At 50.6% G+C, this 19136-nt stretch carries 16 protein-coding genes; 8 read left to right on the top strand and 8 right to left on the bottom strand.

The features are described 5' to 3' along the window. Positions 1-12 precede the first annotated feature (12 nt). The 4 genes from kdsA to tpiA form a co-directional block, all read right to left on the bottom strand. Positions 13-876: a 3-deoxy-8-phosphooctulonate synthase gene (gene kdsA / locus B152_RS0117400; protein WP_020593716.1), complete on the bottom strand. Its 864-nt coding sequence runs from the start codon at positions 874-876 to the stop codon at positions 13-15. Between the two features lie 30 nt (positions 877-906). Then, positions 907-2535 (bottom strand): CTP synthase, encoded by a 1629-nt coding sequence (locus B152_RS0117395; RefSeq protein WP_020593715.1) that lies wholly within the window; start codon positions 2533-2535, stop codon positions 907-909. A gap of 89 nt (positions 2536-2624) precedes the next feature. Beyond that, positions 2625-2957 carry a preprotein translocase subunit SecG gene (gene secG, locus B152_RS0117390; RefSeq protein ID WP_020593714.1) on the bottom strand — a complete coding sequence of 111 codons (333 nt, stop codon included), beginning with the start codon at positions 2955-2957 and terminating at the stop codon, positions 2625-2627. Positions 2958-3102: 145 nt separating this feature from the next. Beyond that, positions 3103-3849 carry a triose-phosphate isomerase gene (gene tpiA / locus B152_RS0117385; RefSeq protein ID WP_020593713.1) on the bottom strand — a complete coding sequence of 249 codons (747 nt, stop codon included), beginning with the start codon at positions 3847-3849 and terminating at the stop codon, positions 3103-3105. A 227-nt stretch (positions 3850-4076) separates the two neighbouring features. Here tpiA and B152_RS0117380 point away from each other — a divergent pair, with 227 nt between their 5' ends. Both B152_RS0117380 and trpE read left to right on the top strand, forming a co-directional pair. Beyond that, the gene (locus B152_RS0117380; RefSeq protein WP_020593712.1) at positions 4077-5978 is read left to right on the top strand and encodes a SurA N-terminal domain-containing protein; all 1902 of its coding nucleotides are present in this window, start codon (positions 4077-4079) and stop codon (positions 5976-5978) included. Next, positions 5978-7495 carry an anthranilate synthase component I gene (gene trpE / locus B152_RS0117375; RefSeq protein WP_020593711.1) on the top strand — a complete coding sequence of 506 codons (1518 nt, stop codon included), beginning with the start codon at positions 5978-5980 and terminating at the stop codon, positions 7493-7495. Before B152_RS0117380 ends, trpE begins: the two co-directional genes overlap by 1 nt. Positions 7496-7541: 46 nt before the next feature. Here the strand turns inward: trpE and B152_RS26665 are convergent, their stop codons facing one another. The 3 genes from B152_RS26665 to B152_RS0117360 form a co-directional block, all read right to left on the bottom strand. Next, on the bottom strand, positions 7542-8336 hold the full coding sequence (locus B152_RS26665) for a divergent polysaccharide deacetylase family protein (protein WP_425402033.1): 795 nt from the start codon (positions 8334-8336) through the stop codon (positions 7542-7544). Positions 8337-8978: 642 nt separating this feature from the next. Next, positions 8979-9371 carry a Cu(I)-responsive transcriptional regulator gene (gene cueR, locus B152_RS0117365; RefSeq protein ID WP_020593709.1) on the bottom strand — a complete coding sequence of 131 codons (393 nt, stop codon included), beginning with the start codon at positions 9369-9371 and terminating at the stop codon, positions 8979-8981. A 4-nt stretch (positions 9372-9375) separates the two neighbouring features. After that, positions 9376-11841, bottom strand: a complete 2466-nt coding sequence (locus B152_RS0117360; RefSeq protein ID WP_083921932.1) for a heavy metal translocating P-type ATPase — start codon at positions 11839-11841, stop codon at positions 9376-9378. A gap of 192 nt (positions 11842-12033) precedes the next feature. Between B152_RS0117360 and B152_RS0117350 the strand changes: the two genes are divergently transcribed. The 6 genes from B152_RS0117350 to lexA all read left to right on the top strand — a co-directional run bounded on the left by B152_RS0117350 (position 12034) and on the right by lexA (position 16972). After that, positions 12034-12597, top strand: a complete 564-nt coding sequence (locus B152_RS0117350; protein ID WP_020593706.1) for an anthranilate synthase component II — start codon at positions 12034-12036, stop codon at positions 12595-12597. Between the two features lie 31 nt (positions 12598-12628). After that, positions 12629-13666: an anthranilate phosphoribosyltransferase gene (gene trpD / locus B152_RS0117345; protein ID WP_020593705.1), complete on the top strand. Its 1038-nt coding sequence runs from the start codon at positions 12629-12631 to the stop codon at positions 13664-13666. Next, entirely contained in the window at positions 13663-14457 is a 795-nt protein-coding gene (trpC, locus tag B152_RS0117340) for an indole-3-glycerol phosphate synthase TrpC (RefSeq protein WP_020593704.1), read from the top strand. The genes trpD and trpC overlap by 4 nt, the downstream gene beginning before the upstream one ends. A gap of 25 nt (positions 14458-14482) precedes the next feature. After that, entirely contained in the window at positions 14483-14965 is a 483-nt protein-coding gene (moaC, locus tag B152_RS0117335; RefSeq protein WP_020593703.1) for a cyclic pyranopterin monophosphate synthase MoaC, read from the top strand. Continuing rightward, a complete protein-coding gene (locus tag B152_RS0117330; RefSeq protein ID WP_020593702.1) occupies positions 14965-16158 on the top strand; it encodes a molybdopterin molybdotransferase MoeA in 1194 nt (397 codons plus the stop codon). Before moaC ends, B152_RS0117330 begins: the two co-directional genes overlap by 1 nt. A gap of 112 nt (positions 16159-16270) precedes the next feature. Continuing rightward, a complete protein-coding gene (gene lexA / locus B152_RS0117325; protein ID WP_020593701.1) occupies positions 16271-16972 on the top strand; it encodes a transcriptional repressor LexA in 702 nt (233 codons plus the stop codon). Positions 16973-17041: 69 nt separating this feature from the next. Here the strand turns inward: lexA and B152_RS0117320 are convergent, their stop codons facing one another. Beyond that, positions 17042-19126, bottom strand: coding sequence for a ComEC/Rec2 family competence protein (locus B152_RS0117320; RefSeq protein WP_020593700.1), 2085 nt, complete (start codon positions 19124-19126; stop codon positions 17042-17044). Positions 19127-19136 lie beyond the last annotated feature (10 nt).

Here is a 19136-nt window from a genome sequence, read left to right as displayed (position 1 = left end):
TGAAGTAAAAAATTAAGCGATAGAAACAGGATGCTCTTTCGCCAGTTTATCAAAAGCCATCAGAACTGGAAGCAGTTCCGGCAGCTGCTGAAGAGGAACCATATTCGGACCATCAGAGGGCGCATTGTCCGGATCCTGATGGGTTTCCATAAAGATCCCGGCAACACCGACAGAAAGGGCTGCCCGGGACAGAACAGGCACAAACTCGCGCTGTCCGCCTGTTGTGCCCCCCTGCCCGCCTGGCTGCTGGACCGAATGTGTTGCATCAAAGATTACCGGACAACCGGTCTGCAGGCCCATAATCGGCAAGCCACGCATGTCAGATACAAGCGTATTATACCCGAAAGAGGTGCCGCGTTCACAAACCAGTACCTGGTCATTCCCTGAATCGATGATCTTCTGGGAAACATTTTTCATGTCCCAAGGGGCCAGGAACTGTCCTTTTTTCACATTAATAGCCCGGCCGGTTTTAGCCGCGGCAATCAGCAGATCCGTCTGGCGACAAAGAAACGCCGGAATTTGCAGGATATCAACAACTTCAGCCACAGCAGCGCACTGCTCGGGTGAATGCACATCAGTAATGACCGGACAACCAAACTTGTTTTTGATCTCTTCAAAGATCGGCAAGGCCTGCTCAAGGCCAATGCCCCGCTGGCTTCCCAGACTTGTCCGGTTTGCCTTGTCAAATGAGCTTTTATAGATCAGGGGAAGAGAAAGCTTGTTACAGACATCATGCAGGGCCTCTGCCATTTCCAGTGCGTGTTCGCGGCTTTCCATCTGGCAAGGCCCCGCAATCAGCACAAACGGGAGGTCATTTCCAAAGGTAACATTCCCGACTTTAATGTGGCGAGACTGGAGACCTGCATGCACTGTCATATATCTTACTTTCTCTTCTATCCTGTATATTTATACCAATCGTGACTGTTCAATTGCCGCTTTTACAAAAGAAGTGAACAGTGGATGAGGATCAAATGGTCTGGATTTCAGTTCCGGATGGAACTGAACACCGATAAACCAGGGATGCTCTTCCAGCTCAACAATTTCCGGCAGTTTGCCATCTGGCGAAAGTCCAGAGAACTTCATACCGGCTGCTTCGAGCTTTTCACGATAGTTGATATTTACTTCATAACGATGACGATGACGTTCCTGGATGGTTTCAGTACCGTAAGCCTCGCGGACCCGGGACCCTTCACTCAAGGCACAAGGATAGGCACCAAGGCGCATTGTACCACCAAGGTCACTTCCATCACTGCGTTTTTCAAGATCATTCCCCCGCGCCCACTCGGTCATGATACCAACCAGAGGCTCGTCACAGGGGCCAAACTCGGATGAACTTGCGTCTTTGATACCGGCAAGATTTCTGGCGGCATCAATAACCGCCATCTGCATGCCAAAGCAAATCCCGAAATACGGAACATTACTTTTGCGCGCAAAGCCCGCAGCCGCAATTTTCCCTTCGGAACCACGCTCGCCAAACCCGCCAGGTACAAGAATACCATGGACGTTTTCCAGCGCTTCAACAGCGCCTTCGCCTTCAAAAATTTCGGAATCAAGCCAGTTGATATTGACCTTGACGTTATTGGCAATCCCCCCGTGGACCAGAGCTTCTGCCAAAGACTTATAGGCATCAAGCAAAGAGGTGTATTTACCAACCACACCAATTGTAACTTCACCATCAGGCTCGCGAATGGTCTGGGTTACCTTGTCCCAACGATCCAGATCAAGCTTTCCATCCATCTCCAGACCAAAGTGACGGCAGACTTCTTCGTCAAGACCGCGCTCGTGATAGGCCCGGGGAACCGCATAGATCGTATCAACGTCAAGTGCCGGAATCACGGCTGTCTCACGCACATTACAGAACTGGGCAATCTTGCGCAGTGCACCTTCCGGAATTTCCTGCTCACAGCGACAGAGAAGCATATCAGGCTGGATACCTAGCGATTGCAGTTCTTTGACAGAGTGCTGCGTCGGCTTGGTTTTCAACTCACCTGCTGCACGCAGATAAGGGACCAGCGTCAAGTGAATGAAAAGACTGCGCTCACGCCCCAGTTCATTGCCAAGCTGACGGATCGCCTCAAGGAAAGGCAAGCCTTCGATATCGCCAACAGTTCCCCCGATTTCACACAAGATGAAATCTTCGTCACCAAGATCGGACATCACAAATTCTTTAATTGCATTTGTAATGTGCGGGATAACCTGGATTGTTGCCCCGAGATAATCTCCGCGACGTTCCTTCGCCAGAACTTCCGAATAGATCTTTCCGGTCGTTACATTGTCACTTTTACGAGCAGACACACCCGTGTAGCGCTCATAATGACCAAGATCGAGATCGGTTTCCGCACCATCATCAGTAACAAAAACCTCACCATGCTGGTAAGGGCTCATGGTACCGGGGTCTACGTTGAGATAAGGATCAAGTTTGCGAAGGCGAACCTTGTAGCCGCGCGCCTGAAGCAGCGCACCGACAGCGGCGGAGGTCAACCCCTTCCCGAGAGAAGAAGTCACACCACCGGTAATAAAAATAAAGCGCGTCATGAAACTCGTTGTCACTTAAGCAGTTTCAACAAAACCGGGACCCTCTCGGTCCCGGTCAATGATAATCTGTAACGGATATAATCCGAAACTTATTCTGAAACCGGTGGAGCAACAGGCTGCTCGACCTCAGTTTCAATCGCCGGAGCGATGATATCATCCGTAATTGAACGGGTGCTGCGACCTGTGTCTGCCAGAATCGTCAACAGAAGGCTGGAAGCAATAAAAGCTGTCGCAAGCGCAGCTGTTGTCCGTGTCAACAGGTTCGCGGTTCCGCGCCCTGTCAGGAATCCACCGAAACCGCCAGCACCGCCGCCACCGCTTCCGCCGATCCCCAATGCACCACCCTCACTTTTTTGAACAAGGATAATGCCGATCAACGACAGTGTAATCAGCAAATGAATGACCAAAAGGACTTCGTTCATCTTAGCAGTCTTTCAAACTTTGTGGGCATATCACCCAGGTCATCACGCAGAAACTCCCGACATCCCGGATGCAAGGAGGTAATCTGTGTGCCTATAGAAGATCTTTAACAGGCTATTTAGCCTGTTCAGATCGATATGGCTAGGGTCATCTGACACCAATTGCCCAAAAATCTTCAACCTTCAGGCTGGCGCCTCCGACCAGAGCACCGTCAACGTTAGATACACCAAGCAATTCAGCCGCATTGGAAGGTTTTACAGAACCGCCATATAAAATCTTCAACTTGCCGTCTGTCGCTTCATCAAAATGACGATCCAGCAAACCGCGGATGAAATTGTGAACTTCCGCGACATCATCAGGTGTCGCCGTTTTTCCTGTACCAATGGCCCAAACCGGTTCGTAGGCCAAAACCACGTTTGTAGACGTCGCTTCAACAGGCAGAGATTCGCGTACCTGTTGCTCGACAACTTTCAGCGTATCTCCGGATACACGTTGTCCTTCGGTTTCACCAATGCAAATTATCGGGATCAGGCCTGCCTTGATGGCGGCACTGCTTTTTGCCTGTACATCTGCATTGCCTTCTCCGTGATCTGTCCGTCGTTCGGAATGTCCCGTCAGAACATACTGACAACCAAGATCCTTCAAAAGCTCTGCAGAAGTATCACCAGTGTGAGCACCAGAAATGTTCGCGTGGCAATCCTGCCCGACAACGGCAAGAGCAGTCCCCTTGGCCAGCCCGGTTACCTGTCCGAGAAGAGCCGCTGGAGGGCAAACAGCAAAGTCGGCAGCCGTGGAATTTTGCTCTAGCCGGGACAGAAGTCCCCCAACCAGCTCTGAAGCAAAAGACAAAGAGCCGTTCATTTTCCAGTTACCGGCAATGAGTTTACGCGCCATATTTCGATTCTCCTGCATTGATATTCGGCATAGCTATATAGATTTTGTACAGACAAACCAAGTCTGGACGATGAATTGTTATTGAAATTGTTGTTCTTTCAGGTTTTTACACCTCAAAAGCAGTTGTCCGCTCCGATCTTGAAAAACGCTGTTGCTCCGGCTTGGCCGCATCCCTAATATGCCGGACACGATTACCAATCAAAAAAACACCATCTTACGGATAGGTTATGGCGAGCAAAAAACCAGGCATTCTTAAACGCATTGTCATTATGGCACTGTTCTCTCTCTTGATCCTCAGCTTTGCAGCTTGGGGAATTCAGGACATTTTCCTGAATCTGGGGGCGAACAATTCTGTTGCCACCGTTGGTGAGATGGAAGTGACCCAAAGCGAGTTCAGCTCGAATTTGTCACGAGAGACAAACGCAATCTCTCAACAGGTCGGGCGGGCACTGGACTTCCAGGAAGCTCAGCAGATTGGCCTTGTAAGTCGCGTTATCTCCCGCCTGGTTGGCCAGACACTTTTCCGGGTTCAGTCCGAAGAAATGGGCCTGATGGTGACCGAGGAAACACTGAAGAAGGAAATCCTGGACATTCCCGCTTTTCGGAATGAAGTTGGGGTCTTCGACGCCAACCGTTTCCAGAATACGTTGTATCAGGCTGGCATGTCAGAAAGCCAGTTTCTGTCTGATCTCGCCAAAGATATTGAGCGGGAACAGATTTCCAATGCCGTGACCGGTTCTGTTTCAGTGTCGAAACAGCTGGCAGAACAGCTTTACACCTACAACGCCGAGAGACGTGTCGTTGATTTCATTGAAATTCCTTACGCACGTTTCGAAGGGCTTGCCGGACCAACAGATGAAGAAATGTCGGCTTATTACGACGAGCAGAAAAACAATTTTCTGGCCCCGGAGTATAAATCAGTCAGCTATCTTCACCTTGATCCAAAGGAAGCGGCCAAGACAGTTTCTGTAACCCAGGAACAGATCGAAGAAGAATTCGCCGCACAAAAAGATGGCCTTTCCACCCCGGAACGCCGAAAGTTATCCCAGATTGTCATTGACAAACAGGAACAGGCCAAAGCAGCTCATGACCAGCTGGTAGCAGGCGCAACTTTCTCGGATGTCGCAAAGGAATACACAGGTTCAGATGCAATTGATCTGGGCAATATGTCCCGGAACGATCTCTTGCCAGAACTGGCTTCAGGCGTCTTCTACCTCACCGCACCAGGTGTAACCGAGCCAATTCAGTCTCCCCTTGGTTGGCACCTTGTTTCTGTCGAGGAAATTTCCCAGGCCAGTGAAGCCAAACTAGAAGATGTTCTGCCACAGATCACGGAATCAGCTGCTCTGCGTGTTGCCACGGATGAGCTGATTTCCCTCGCCAACCAGCTGGATGATGAACTCGCCGGTGGAGCAACCTTGGCAGAATCAGCAGCCAAACTGGGTCAGACCATTAAAAACTACGTAGCAATTGATGCCCAGGGCCTTGGCAAAGACGGGACACCACTGGAAGGCCTGTCCGGCAACGAAAAATTCCTGGAAATTCTCGGCCTGACTGCTGCCGGAAATGACAGTCTGCTGACAGAACTGGGAGACGGTGGCTACTTCATTCTCAAAGTAGAAAATGTCACACCGGCAGCTCCACGAGCACTCGAGGAAATTCGCACCGAACTAACTGACCGCTTGCTTGAAGATCGCCGCAAGGCAGAAGCTGAAGCCGTTGCCAAGAAACTTGTAGAGGAAGTTCAGAACGGTACAGCGTTACAGGCCGTGACTGACGAAGCTGCCGAACTGATTACCTTTGCCATTGAAATCAACCGCTCTTCCAGCAATATCGGCAATGCACTTGCCCCTGGCCTTGTGCAGGACATCTATAAAGCAAAACAGGGCGATGTACTCAGTGGTGAGGGTGATGGCGGCTACCTGGTCGTAACAGTCACAGGTATTCTGCGCCCCAACCTTTCGCTTGATTCAGAACAGGTAAAGTTGCTTCAGGATCAGCTCGAAGGATCTTATCGCAATGACATCTACGCCCAGTACATCAAAGCACTGGAAACTGATTATAATGTCCAGATTAATCAGGGCGCGATCAATCAGATCATCAACCCCTACGGCACAACAGCAAACTGATGACGAACCCCATTACATTCGAGGCTTTCTCTAAAAGCTATCAACAGGGAAAGCCTCAGGTCGTCTGGACGACCCTTATTGCTGATCTGGAAACCCCCGTCTCTGCCTTCCTCAAATTGGCAGAACAACGGGCAAACAGTTTCCTGTTTGAATCCGTCGAAGGCGGAAACACGATCGGTCGCTACTCTTTTATCGGCTTTGACCCCGATCTGGTGTGGCGTTGTAATGGGGCAACGGCTGAAATCAACAGAGATTACAAAAAAATTCCGTCGGCCTTTGTGCCAGAGCCGCTAAGCACTCTTGAAAGCTTGCGTCAGCTTGTTGCAGAGTGCCGGTTTGATCTTCCGGCTCATCTTCCGCCTATGGCTGCAGGTATTGTCGGCTATATGGGATACGAAACAGTCCGGCAGATGGAACATCTTCCCTCGACAAACCCGGATACACTCGGATTACCCGAGGGTATGTATCTTCGTCCGACAGTAACAGCGATTTTTGATCGGGTCGAAGACCAGATACTGGTTACAACGCCAGTCTGGCCTCACGAAAGTATTTCTGCGCGCGACGCTTTTGAACAGGCAAATGACCGTCTTGCAGCAGTAACAGCAGATTTCAATTCTCCCCTGGTACAAAAGCCGGAAATACTTGAGGGGGATATCCTCCTCCCTGAAGCAGATTCAAACCTTTCCCGGGAAGAATTTCACGACATCGTCCTCCGCGCCAAGGAATACATCCTGGCCGGGGATATTTTTCAGGTCGTGCTCTCGCAACGTTTTTCCGTGCCCTTCACTCTGCCCCCCTTTGCTCTTTACCGGGCATTGCGCAGACTGAACCCCTCACCCTTCCTGTTTTATCTCAATTTTGGTGATTTCTCAGTCGTCGGATCAAGTCCGGAAATTCTGGTTCGTGTCCGAGATGGCAAGGTTACCATCCGGCCGATTGCCGGAACACGCAAACGCGGGGCAGATGCGGCAGAAGACAAGGAACTGGCTGCTGATCTTCTGTCTGATCCCAAGGAGCTGGCTGAACACTTGATGCTGCTCGATCTGGGGCGCAACGATGTCGGACGCGTAGCAGAGGTTGGCACGATTTCCGTTACAGAGCGGATGATTGTCGAATACTACAGCCATGTCATGCACATTGTCTCCAATGTCGAGGGCGCACTGGATAGCAAACGGGCTGATGTCATTGATGCCCTGGCGGCAGGCTTTCCGGCAGGTACCGTATCCGGCGCCCCGAAAGTTCGGGCTATGGAAATCATCGATGAGCTCGAACCTGAACGCCGCGGCATCTATGGTGGGGCCATCGGCTATTTCGGTGCTGGCGGCGGCATGGATACCTGTATTGCGCTCCGCACGGCGATCGTCAAGGACAAGACCATGTACATTCAGGCTGGCGCTGGTGTCGTGGTGGACTCTGTGCCTGAATCTGAGTATCAGGAATGCCACAACAAGGCCCGGGCCCTGATCCGCGCGGCCGAAGAAGCTGTCAGATTTGCTGCCCAGAAAAGCAATCTGTAAGGCCTGAGGAACAGTTTCTTCAAAACAAAGCCGGAACTGGATTATTTCAGTTTTCCGGCTTTTTTAATGCCATGATTTTTGAAATAGGGACAACGTCAATTCCACGTCCTTCAGCTGCCTTGATCCAGTCGTGAAGAACCCTGACCGTGGTTTCGTGCGGATGACCAATGGCGATTGCATGACCATGTTGCCGTGCAACCCGTTCGGCCAGCATCAGCTGTGCAAGAATTTTATCTGTATCTCTGTAGTTATTATCGATGAATACGTCCCTGCTCAGCAACGACACGCCTGTTTTGACAGCACTGGCTTCAACCACACTGTCCGAAGAGGTTCGTGAATCCAGGAAGAAATAGTCTGTCTTGGCAATCTCGGCGAGGACCAGCGTCATTCCCTTATCCCAGGCAGTGAATTTACTGCCCATATGGTTATTGATACCAATATAACCTTCAAACTGCCTCATTCCCCAGTCCAGCCTGCTCAGAATCTCCTGATCAGAAAGGCCTGTCAAAAGAGCCTGGGGGCCAGGATCAGCCCGACCTACGGGCTCCATCGGCACGTGCAGCATGAGTTCGTGCCCCCGGCGACGGGCTTCTTCTGCCATCGCTTTCACCCCGGGGGCATAGGTCATAAAAGAGAGCGTGATTGCCCCGGGCAGCTCGATAGCCAGCTCGGCCCCTCTCCGGTTTACCCCGACATCGTCCAGCACAACCGCCACTCTTGGACGTTCAGGCCGGATCCAGGATGTTTTCGAGCGTGGCGCAGCAGACTGGTTATCATTTGTCTCATATTCTTGAGAGGGTAACGCGGCAACTTCTGTTCCACTGTCATCAGCAGGCTTCATTTTTTTGACGGGATCAATAATTTTGACCGAAGATGAACCTGGGCGAGGAGTTGTGTCTGTTCGGGAAGTTTGTTCTGCTGCTGAANAAGAAGAAATATTGCTTCGGCCGGGACCTGTTTTTACAGCTTCATCCTTGCGACTGGAAAGAAGCCCCGAAGGTTCACCAAGCTGGTCACCAGACAGATCACTGGAACCATCGTCAATAATCGTATCATTAACCGCGATATCCCCAAGATTGATCGGATGAGGCTTGTTTGGACGCGGAGCCTCCAGCGCCTGTTGTTTCGCTTGGGAAGGCGTTAAAATCTGTTCCGCTTGCTCTTCAGGAAGACTGCTTTCTGTACGTTGTAAAACCAGAACAGCGGCAACAAAAAGAAAGATAAAAAAAACAAACCCGATGCCAATAAACAGGCTCCACAAGCCGTTACCGTTTTTTTTCTTCCTGCTTGCTTGAGATTTCCTCTTAGCGCCGCTTTTTGTACTTTTCTTCATGAATCCGCCCAGGTGAGAGGCTCCATATGTATATCAGCAAGCAGGAGGATGGTAGCAGAAACTCGATCTGATCTGTGCCAAAATTACGCCCCCCTGCCACACGAACTTTAGCGCCCGTCATTTTTTATCCTGCTCCCCCGCCAGCAGGAGTCAGCGGGCGTTCGCCAGATCGTTGAGGATAGGGCAGTTCGGCCGATCATCACCATGACATTTATCAATCAAGGTACTCAGCGTTTCTTTCATACTCTGTAGCTCGGCAACTTTCCTGTCAATTTCTTCAACATGACGTTTCGCCAGCTCCTTGACCTGCGCCGAGGCACGATTACGATCATTCCAGAGCATCAAAAGTGCAGAAACCTCCTGAATACTGAACCCCAGACTTCTGGCTCGTTGAATAAACTTGAGAGTTTCAAGATCATTTTTATCGTATGCCCGGTACCCAGCCGCCGTTCGACCTGCCGGGGCGATCAGTCCGATTGATTCGTAATAGCGGATCGTTTTGGTTGGCAGGCCTGATTTGTCAGAGACTTGTCCTATTTTCATGATCTTAATCTATCCTTTTCAGGGAAGAATATAGTGAAAGTGAACTCGCCATCACTGTTACAGAACTCAGGGCCATTGCCAAACCAGCCAGTACAGGGCTCAACATCCCCGAGGCCGCCAACGGCAAGCCAATCACATTATATACAAAAGCACCAAAGAGGTTCTGGGCTATTTTCCGACGGATAATCCGCCCCGCCTTGATGGCCCTATGGACAAGAGTTGGATCACTCTTGGTCAATGACGCATCCGCGGAACTGATGGCAACGTCGGTACCATCGCCCATCGCCAGACCGATATCTGCACCGGCAAGAGCTGGAGCATCATTAATGCCATCCCCGACCATTACGACGATTTCGCCTTGCGTATGAAGCTTCTGCAGATAAGTCAGCTTATCTTCTGGCAACAGGTTGGCTTCAACCTGGTCAATGCCAAGTGAATGAGCAACAGCCCGAGCAGAAGCCATTTGGTCACCGCTTAACATAACAACCTTCAAGCCATCCTTTTTCAGGGCAACTACCGCGTCATAGGATTCAGGGCGGAGCTTATCCCTAAGAGCAAACACACCAAGTGTCTTTCCAGCAGTCCCTTCTTTTTCCGCCAACCATACCAAGGTTGCACCCTCAGCTTCATTGCGTTTAATGAAAGCATTATATTGGGTAAGATCGATTGCTTCCTGGAGCATCAGTTTGCTGCTGCCCATATAAATTTTCCGACCTTCATTCTCGGCTTTAACGCCAAGCCCAGGCAGGGCATGAGAGTTTTCCAGCTGCAGGGTTGCATCTGATAACGGCTGTACTTTAAGGACTATCGCCTTTGACAGGGGATGCGCACTGTCCCGCGCCAGGCTTAAGGCCAGCGATAGGGCTCTGCTGGAAAGTGCTGGCTCTCCAATCATATAATCCACGACTTCCGGACGCCCTTCGGTCAGAGTACCTGTTTTATCAAAGACAACAGTGGTCGCTTTGGCCAAGCCATCAATTGCATCAGCATCCTTGACCAGAATACCCATTCTGGCAGTCTGGCCGGACCCAACCATGATCGCTGTCGGTGTGGCCAGCCCCAAGGCACAAGGGCAAGCGATAACCAGAACCGTTACCGCATTGATAATCGCTGCTTCGACAGGGATTTCAGCCCAAAGCCACCAGCCTAGGAATGTTGCTGTAGCCAGGAGCAATACAGCAGGAACAAAAACAGCACTGACCTCATCAACCAGCTTTTGTATTTTTGGCTTGCTGGTCCGGGCAGATTTCACCTGTTCGATAATTCTTGAAAGACGCGAATTTTTACCAAGTGTGGAGGGCTTTATCCGCAAGACCCCTTCCCCGTTGATGGTTCCTCCGATCAGCGCATCTCCCGCCTTGCGTGCGACTGGCATTGATTCTCCGGTCACCATCGCTTCATCAACCTGGCTAACCCCAGAGATAACAACACCATCCACAGGAATAGAATCACCGGGTTTTACAATAACAATATCATCTGCCCGGACAGCGTTTGCCGTGACTTCAATCTGCGCTCCTCCCCGTTCAACGGTGGCTTTGGAAGGCTGTAGCTTCATCAGTGCCATAAGGGCCTCATTGGTTTTTCCCTTGGCTTTTTCTTCAAGAATTTTACCCAGTAAAACCAGAGTAATCACAGCAGCTGATGCTTCAAAATAAAGGCTGTGAGCGATATGGGAAGACCAGGATAACCACTGGGAAAAATCGCCCAGCATCACGGCAAGAGATAAACCAAACGCTGCAGAGGTTCCGACAGCAACCAGCGTGTCCATATTGCTTCGCCCATGCCTTAGTGCGCTCCAGAATCCTTTATAAAACCTTGCCCCGGCAACAAGCTGAACTGGTAGCGCCAGGAGGAGTTGAAACAAGGGGGGCAACGTTGCTGTAACACCAAAAGGCATCAGGATCATCTGCCCCACCAGCGGAGCCGTCAATAAAGCAGAAATCACCAGTAGTCTGTAGGTTTGCGATTTCCTCTCGTCCAGACCAATATCGACAAGAACATTTTGCTCTTCGCTTACAGCCGAGGCTTTATAGCCAGCCTCGGAAACCTGCCCGATAATTGCTTCTTGTACAGTCTCAGTGCCGCTCGGCTCCACCATTACTCGCGCAGTGCCCGAAATCAGGTCAACATCAACAGATCGAACACCTTCTGCGCGGGCAATTGCCTTTTCGACAGAAGAGACACAACCGGCACAGGTCATGCCTTCGATCTTAAAATCAAGCATCACATTTTGGGTTAAACTCTCGGAAACACTGGGCTCAACAAGGCGGGCCTGATAACCCTTCCCAGCAAGCGCCTGTAACAACAGGTTATTGTCAAGATCCGCAGCAGAAACAACCGTCGCACTTCCTGTCAATAAATCCGGAGACGCACTCAGCACTCCCTCTACAGAAAGAAGTACTTTCTCGATAGAGCGTACACATCCGGCACAGCGCATTCCCTCAATCGATAATTCTATTGTATTTTCCATCGCAGTAATCTTTCAAAAATCACATCTGCATCAGATATGGAGCTTCCAGTAATGGGAAGGTCAAGTCTTCTTGATTACTTTTTTTTCCAATACAGAAAAAACCGGCCATTCCTTATTTCCTGTAATGGTCTGAACTGATATAACTTCCGGGATTCATTATAAAAGACTTTTTGTGAAAGCCTGCGTGCCGCAATGTTACTCCTGATCGATAACTATGACAGCTTTACCTACAACCTCTACCACTACCTGGGAGAGCTTGGAGCCACGATATCTGTTGAACGGAATGACCAGATTTCCGTCGATCAGGTTCTTGAAATGAAACCGGAACGGATTGTTATATCTCCCGGCCCCTGCGACCCTTCTTCAGCCGGGATATGCCTGGAGTTGATCGAGCGGATTGCAGGCGCCATCCCTGTTCTGGGTGTCTGCCTTGGTCATCAGTCAATCGGCCAGGTTTATGGCGCAAAGGTTGTTCGGGCCCCTGTTCCCATGCATGGCAAGATCAGCGCCATCCGCCATAATGGAAAGAGCGTTTTTAAAAATCTGCCTGATCCGCTCAACGTTACCAGATACCACTCCCTGACCCTGGCGCCGGAAACTATTCCCGATTGTCTGGAAGTGACAGCCTGGACGGATGATGGCGTTATTATGGGCTTGCAGCACAAGGATCTGCCTGTCCACGGTGTTCAGTTCCACCCGGAAAGCATTGCATCCGAAAAAGGTCATGACCTTCTGAAGAACTTCCTTACCGTATAAACACGCATCTTTGTCTCAGGAGGCCTGTTCCATGACATCGGAACTGAATGACATTAAATCCATCATTGCCTACACCGCAGAAGGCAACAGTTTGTCTGTCGAGCAGGCCGAACACGCCTTTCTTCTTTTGATGACCGGAGAAGCAACACCTTCCCAGATCGCAGGTCTGCTGATGAGCCTGCGAGTTCGCGGCGAAACCGTCGCGGAAATCACAGGTGCCGCCCGGGCAATGCGCCACAAGATGCGCACGATCAACGTCCCAGCCGGGGCCATTGATGTCTGCGGCACTGGCGGTGATGCCAAAGGAACTCTGAATGTTTCGACGGCCACGGCTTTTGTTGCCTCTGCGGCCGGGGCAATTGTAGCTAAACACGGGAACCGGGCAGCCTCATCCAAAAGCGGTGCTTCCGATGTTCTCGGCGCTCTGGGTATTGGTATAGAAGCTTCTGTTGAAGTGGTTGAAAAGGCTCTTGACGAAATCGGTACCTGCTTTTTAGCAGCCCCCCTGTATCATTCAGCCATGCGTCATGTTGGACCAACCCGGGCAGAATTGGGCACAAGAACAATATTCAACCTTCTTGGCCCTCTTTCCAACCCGGGGAAGGTCACACGTCAATTAACGGGCGTTTTTGCTCGCGAATGGGTTGAACCGGTTGCCCTTGTACTCAAGGCACTCGGTCATGAAAAAGCCTGGGTTGTCCACGGTGCAGAAGGCCTGGACGAGCTTTCCATTTCCGGCTTGAGTTATGTCACCGAGCTTGACCAGGGGAAGATCCGCCACTTAGAAGTCACTCCAGAAATGGCCGGGCTGGACTGCTCTCCCATATCCGAGATTATCGGAGCCGATGCCGAGTACAACGCCAAAGCCATGCGCAGCATGCTTTCGGGTCAGAAGAACGCCTATCGCGATGCGGTTTTACTGAACACGTCGGCTGCCTTGATCGTTGCGGGTATCGCTTCAGATCTCAAGGAAGGCGCAGCGCTGGCGGCCAAAGCGATTGATAGCGGCGCAGCTTTGGCAAAACTTGATGCTCTGGTTTCCCTGACAAGTGAAGAGGCACTGTCGTGAGTGATGTTCTAAAACGTATTTGTGACGACAAGACCGCCTTTGTTGCCGCCAGAAAAAAAACGGTCTCTCTTGGGGATCTGGAAAACAGGGCGAAGGAGCAGTCTCCTGCCCGCGGTTTTTATAAGGCCCTGAAACAACGTTTTGACCTTGGCAAATATGGACTTATTGCCGAGATCAAAAAAGCATCGCCAAGCAAAGGCCTGATCCGGGCGGATTTTGATCCTCCAGTTCTGGCCCGTGCTTATCAGAATGGTGGCGCAACCTGCCTCTCGGTCCTGACAGATGAGCCTTATTTTCAGGGGTCTGACAACTATCTCGTCGCGGCAAGAGATGCCGTTACCTTACCGGCGCTGCGCAAGGATTTCATGCTGGAACCCTATCAGATTGTGGAATCCCGGGCTCTTGGGGCTGACTGTATCCTGCTGATCATGGCTGCTTTGTCTGACAACCAAGCATCCGAGCTGGAATCCCTGGCTTTTGAACTGGGCATGGATGTGCTGGTCGAAGTTCATGACGCTCAGGAAATGACCCGTGCCTTGTCCCGGTTATCATCTCCCCTTCTTGGGGTAAACAACCGTAACCTCAAAACCATGCAGATAGATATCGCCACGACTGAAGAGCTGTCGCGTATGGTCCCTGCGGAAAAACTGCTGATCGCCGAAAGCGGACTGCACACGCCAGAAGACCTGAAACGCATGAAAGCGACGGGTGCGACAACTTTCCTCATTGGAGAATCCCTGATGCGTCAGGATGATGTAGCAGAAGCAACACGCAAGCTGTTGCAACAATAAGGCAAGCCCAGGAAAGGCGTAAAAAATGTCCGGTGGCGAGTTCACGCATTTTGACAAGGACGGCAAGGCTGTCATGGTGGATGTGTCCGACAAACAGGAAACATCCAGAAGCGCCACGGCCAGCGGACGGGTCCTGGTTCAGCCGGAAACAATGGCTTTGATCCGGCAAGGCGGCCTGAAAAAAGGTGATGTTCTTTCCGTCGCCCGCCTGGCCGGGATCATGGGGGCAAAACGTACGCCGGATCTGATCCCGCTTTGCCACCCCCTGATGCTCTCCTCGGTCAAAGTCGACTTTGAACTGCTGCCAGATCAAAACACCATCAAGGTCACAGCCACCTGTAAACTAACCGGGCAAACCGGCGTCGAGATGGAGGCTCTTACAGCTGTGTCCGTTGCTGCATTGACCATCTACGACATGTGCAAGGCTGTTGATAAAGGCATCCAGATCACCGACATCAAGCTGGAGAAAAAAACAGGCGGAAAATCAGGCACCTACGAGGCTGTATAATGTTATCAGTTGAAGAAGCTCTCAGTCGTATACTCAAAGCCTTCGATACTCTGGCTCCTGAGACGATTTCACTCAACGACGGCTTGGGAAGAGTCCTGGCAAGTGACCTCAAAGCCAGACTAACCCAGCCTCCTTCAGATGTCTCTGCCATGGATGGCTATGCTGTTCGCGCCACAGATATTCGGAAACTCCCAATTGAGTTGACGGTCGTGGGCGAAGCCCCTGCCGGTGGTTGCTATCCCAAAGAGCTGCTTGCCGGACAGGCAGTAAGGATCTTTACTGGCGGCCCGGTTCCTCGCGGAGCTGATACCATTATCATTCAGGAGAATACGCATCAGACTGATCAAATTGTTCTGATCAAAGAAGGTGAAAAGCCCGGTCGCTATATCCGCCCTGCCGGACTTGACTTCAAAGAAGGCGAAACCGGCCTTGTGAAAGGTACATTGCTCACAGCCCGTGACCTCGCCCTTGCTGCAGCTATGAATCACCCCTGGCTTGAAGTCTATCGCAAGCCCCGTGTGGCAATTCTGGCAACCGGGGATGAAGTCGTCTTGCCCGGGCAAGATATTGGGCCGAACCAGATTGTCAGCTCGAATACAACAGCCCTGATGGCTTTTGTCAGGGAATGCGGGGGCGAGCCCATCTCTCTGGGGATTGCGCCGGATGACCGCGATGCTCTGGCCAGACTGGCCCGCGGTGCAGAAGGTGCGGATTTACTACTGACAACGGGCGGAGCTTCGGTCGGAGATCACGATCTGGTGCGATCGGTTCTCGGGGAACAGGGGCTCGAGCTTGATTTTTGGCGTATTGCCATGCGTCCTGGAAAGCCGCTGATTTTTGGCAAGCTGGGTAAGACCCCCATACTTGGTCTGCCGGGCAATCCGGTTTCGACTCTTGTCTGTGCCTATATCTTTGCCCGCCCGGCTCTGAAAAAAATGACCGGACAAGATCCCGATAACCAGCAAAGCGAAACCGCTGTTCTGGAATTCTCTCTTGAAGCCAATGACAAGCGTCAGGACTATCTCCGGGCAAGTCTTTCCAGAAACAAGGAAGGACAACTATCAGTCACCCCTTTCCAGAAGCAAGACAGCTCAATGTTGAATTTGTTGAAACAGGCAAACTGCCTTGTGATACGGCCGCCCTTTGCTCCAGCAGCAGAAAAAGGAACTGAAGTAGAGATTATCAGGCTCTAATTCCCGGTTTTCTGCACTTTCAGCTTGACCACAAATGAGAACTAAAGTAGAACAAATCTATGTGTTTTTGTTTTGTTCTATTTAAAAAATAGACAGTCCCGGGGGAAGAGCGATGTTGACCAAGAAGCAACGAGAACTGCTGATCTATATTCGGGATCATCTATCAAAAACCGGGGTTTCCCCTTCTTTTGACGAGATGAAGGACGCACTTTCTCTCAAATCAAAATCTGGTATTCATCGCTTGGTTACTGCGCTGGAAGAACGCGGTTTCATACGACGCCTTGCCCACCGTGCCCGGGCAGTCGAGATCTTGAAATTGCCCGAAGATCTTGCCAGTACCTCTGCGCAGCCTCACTCCCGGACAGCAGTCAGAAACCCTCTTCTGGGCACCACAGTCGAAGCCGCCAACCAGTCTTCGCAGGATGATGACACATTACAAATCCCGCTCTATGGCAAAATTGCTGCAGGAACGCCTATCGAAGCTTTGAGTGACCCCTCTTCCTACCTGGATGTCCCCTTTGGATTGATTGGAACTGGTGATCACTATGCGCTGACAGTCGAAGGAGATTCCATGATTGAAGCTGGCATACTGGATGGGGATACTGTCCTGATCCAGCGCTGTGACGTCATCGAGAATGGCCAGATTGGCGTAGCATTTGTCGACAATACTGAAGCAACCCTTAAACATGTCCGCCGCAACAAAGGCCGTGTTGAACTGATACCTGCAAATGCTCTTTATGAAAGCAAAAGTTACGAATCTGATCGGGTACAGGTACAGGGGAAGCTTGTTGGCTTGTTAAGAAAATATCACTAAATAATAACATCAATTACAGTGACTTAAAATAAAATATTAATGTAAATTATTAAAGAATTCTTTCGCCCCTTACATCCAGGGGCGAAAATCACTTTCTTTTTTACTATAGTTTATTCGCAGACCTTCCTCGGCAAGAAACAGGTGGTGAGCCCCCTGTTTCTTCAATTGATCATAACCAATCACAGTCCTGTTCTCACCTCCGCACCACTTTGGCACGCGGAGCAGAGAAATAATATAATCAGCATTTGAACAATCCTCTTCAAACGCCTCTCCCGCATGTATCAAAGCAATTTTCTTATCTGCCAGATCCAGTCGACAGGCCCAGGCGTCACAGCGAAATTTGTCTGGTGGCAACTTTACCCAGTCCAAAGCTTGCACACTCGCTGTTTCCTTTTGCCAGATACCAGATACAAAACGGGCACGCCGAGGATGATTGAGGTATAGTTTTTCATCCTGCCGTATCGCGATCAGTCCACTTTTCCCATCAACAAGAATATCCGGCTTTGTTCCTGTAAAAACAACAAGCCCGACAAAAAGAACAATCAATCCTCCGCCCCCGTATCTAAATATCCCTTTGAAGAGACAGAGCCATAATCCGCCAAAGATAAACAAAACAAGATACCAGACAGGAAAGACCGGAACCCTCATCTCTCCCTCAGGAACAGAAGCCACCATTTCCCCGATCAGAACCAGAAATTCAAACGCCCAGCCAAGCGGAACCAGTGCAAGTTGCTCTAATCCCAAAGGCATCAAAAGATAGCTCAAGAGCACCAACGGCATCACAATTATCGCCGTTAAAGGTACAGCAACCAGATTGGCGATTACGCCCAATAAAGGAATGCTATGAAAGTGATAGGCGATAAAAGGAGCCGTCGCGACAGTTGCGGTTAAAGAGCAAAGAACCGTCATGCTTAAATAGTCGAAAACTCGGCTTCCAGGGTTACTGTCCTTTATCCGTGTGTTCCCAAACGCCTTACTGTTCCGGTATTCAAACACTGCGACCAGAGAAATAACCGCCGCAAAGGAAAGCTGGAAGCTGGCTGATATCAGAACTTCCGGTGTGATAATCAGAAGAACCAGAGCCGCAACAGAAACCGTGCGCATCGAAATCGCCTGCCTGTCCAGCAGAACTGCCAGCAGGGTAATCGCAACCATGACAAAAGCGCGTTGAGCTGATAAGGGAGCTCCGACCAGTTCAAGATATCCATAACAGATGCCCAGTGTCACCAGCGCTGCAATTTTCTTTGTTGGATATCTCAGGGCAAGATAAGACCAGCAGGTCAGCAGAAAACGCACCGAGAAAAAAACCAGGCCCGCAACCAGTCCCATATGCAAACCGGAAATTGCCAACAGGTGCGCCAAACCGGATTTTCTGATGTTCTCCTGATCTTTTCTGGAGAGACCTGTTTTTTGCCCTGTCATAAAGGTAATGGCGAGATCTTCGGCAACACCATCAAGCACACTTTCTATACGGCGTGTAACCTGATGTCTGGTGACGTTCCAGAAAGCCCTGTACTGGCGATCCGTTCCTTTTGCAGGAGCAGAAATCGTCTCTACCCTGCCCCAGATATAGCCGACCGCACCAATCTGTTTGAAAAAGGCCAGCCTGCCAAAATCAAACCCTTCGGGTGACGAAGGCCCTGAAGGTGGGGCCAGCACAGCAAGAAACCGAATGCGAGATCCAATCTCAATTTCTTGCTGGATTAGATTAGATCTTACTCTGATGAATGTCGGGACCGGTTGCCTGGCAAAGCCCTTGTTATCCAGCCCCGTCAGTAAATACCTCTGGCCCGGTGATGCCGGTTCGACGGCGACCACTTCACCTTCAAAATACCGGGGCCCAATTTCATACAGAAGTTTGGGAGCGTTCACTATCGACGTTCTCCAGCTTGCTAGGGCAAGCCCCGACAGAACAAGACTCACGACCAGAACCATCCCCCAACCAACAGGTTTTTTTGCCTTTCTCCAGAGCAAGGCAAAAATACACCAGAATAGCAGGCACAGAAAAGCAAGCTGATTAAACACAGGCTCAAAAGAAAGCAGAAAATAAAGGGCAATACCACCCCCGACAGGAACCGGGATCCAGTTCGCAAGCCGAAGACTTCCTTGCCCATCCAACACCTTAATAAATGCAGGTAATATACTGTGAATCATATACAAATCG

It is taken from the genome of Kiloniella laminariae DSM 19542, from assembly GCF_000374005.1.
Classification (GTDB): Bacteria; Pseudomonadota; Alphaproteobacteria; order Kiloniellales; family Kiloniellaceae; genus Kiloniella; species Kiloniella laminariae.
This window is presented reverse-complemented; position numbering and strand designations above follow the sequence as displayed.

Excerpts from the sequence above, each read along its gene's own strand:
- trpD (WP_020593705.1), top strand. The coding sequence starts at position 12,629 with ATGACATCGGAACTGAATGACATTAAATCCATCATTGCCTACACCGCA.
- B152_RS0117330 (WP_020593702.1), top strand. The coding sequence starts at position 14,965 with ATGTTATCAGTTGAAGAAGCTCTCAGTCGTATACTCAAAGCCTTCGAT.
- B152_RS0117380 (WP_020593712.1), top strand. The coding sequence starts at position 4,077 with ATGGCGAGCAAAAAACCAGGCATTCTTAAACGCATTGTCATTATGGCA.
- tpiA (WP_020593713.1), bottom strand. The coding sequence starts at position 3,849 with ATGGCGCGTAAACTCATTGCCGGTAACTGGAAAATGAACGGCTCTTTG.
- B152_RS0117320 (WP_020593700.1), bottom strand. The coding sequence starts at position 19,126 with ATGATTCACAGTATATTACCTGCATTTATTAAGGTGTTGGATGGGCAA.
- B152_RS0117360 (WP_083921932.1), bottom strand. The coding sequence starts at position 11,841 with ATGGAAAATACAATAGAATTATCGATTGAGGGAATGCGCTGTGCCGGA.
- trpE (WP_020593711.1), top strand. The coding sequence starts at position 5,978 with ATGACGAACCCCATTACATTCGAGGCTTTCTCTAAAAGCTATCAACAG.
- lexA (WP_020593701.1), top strand. The coding sequence starts at position 16,271 with ATGTTGACCAAGAAGCAACGAGAACTGCTGATCTATATTCGGGATCAT.
- kdsA (WP_020593716.1), bottom strand. The coding sequence starts at position 876 with ATGACAGTGCATGCAGGTCTCCAGTCTCGCCACATTAAAGTCGGGAAT.
- B152_RS0117350 (WP_020593706.1), top strand. The coding sequence starts at position 12,034 with ATGTTACTCCTGATCGATAACTATGACAGCTTTACCTACAACCTCTAC.
- moaC (WP_020593703.1), top strand. The coding sequence starts at position 14,483 with ATGTCCGGTGGCGAGTTCACGCATTTTGACAAGGACGGCAAGGCTGTC.
- B152_RS26665 (WP_425402033.1), bottom strand. The coding sequence starts at position 8,336 with ATGAAGCCTGCTGATGACAGTGGAACAGAAGTTGCCGCGTTACCCTCT.
- cueR (WP_020593709.1), bottom strand. The coding sequence starts at position 9,371 with ATGAAAATAGGACAAGTCTCTGACAAATCAGGCCTGCCAACCAAAACG.
- B152_RS0117395 (WP_020593715.1), bottom strand. The coding sequence starts at position 2,535 with ATGACGCGCTTTATTTTTATTACCGGTGGTGTGACTTCTTCTCTCGGG.
- secG (WP_020593714.1), bottom strand. The coding sequence starts at position 2,957 with ATGAACGAAGTCCTTTTGGTCATTCATTTGCTGATTACACTGTCGTTG.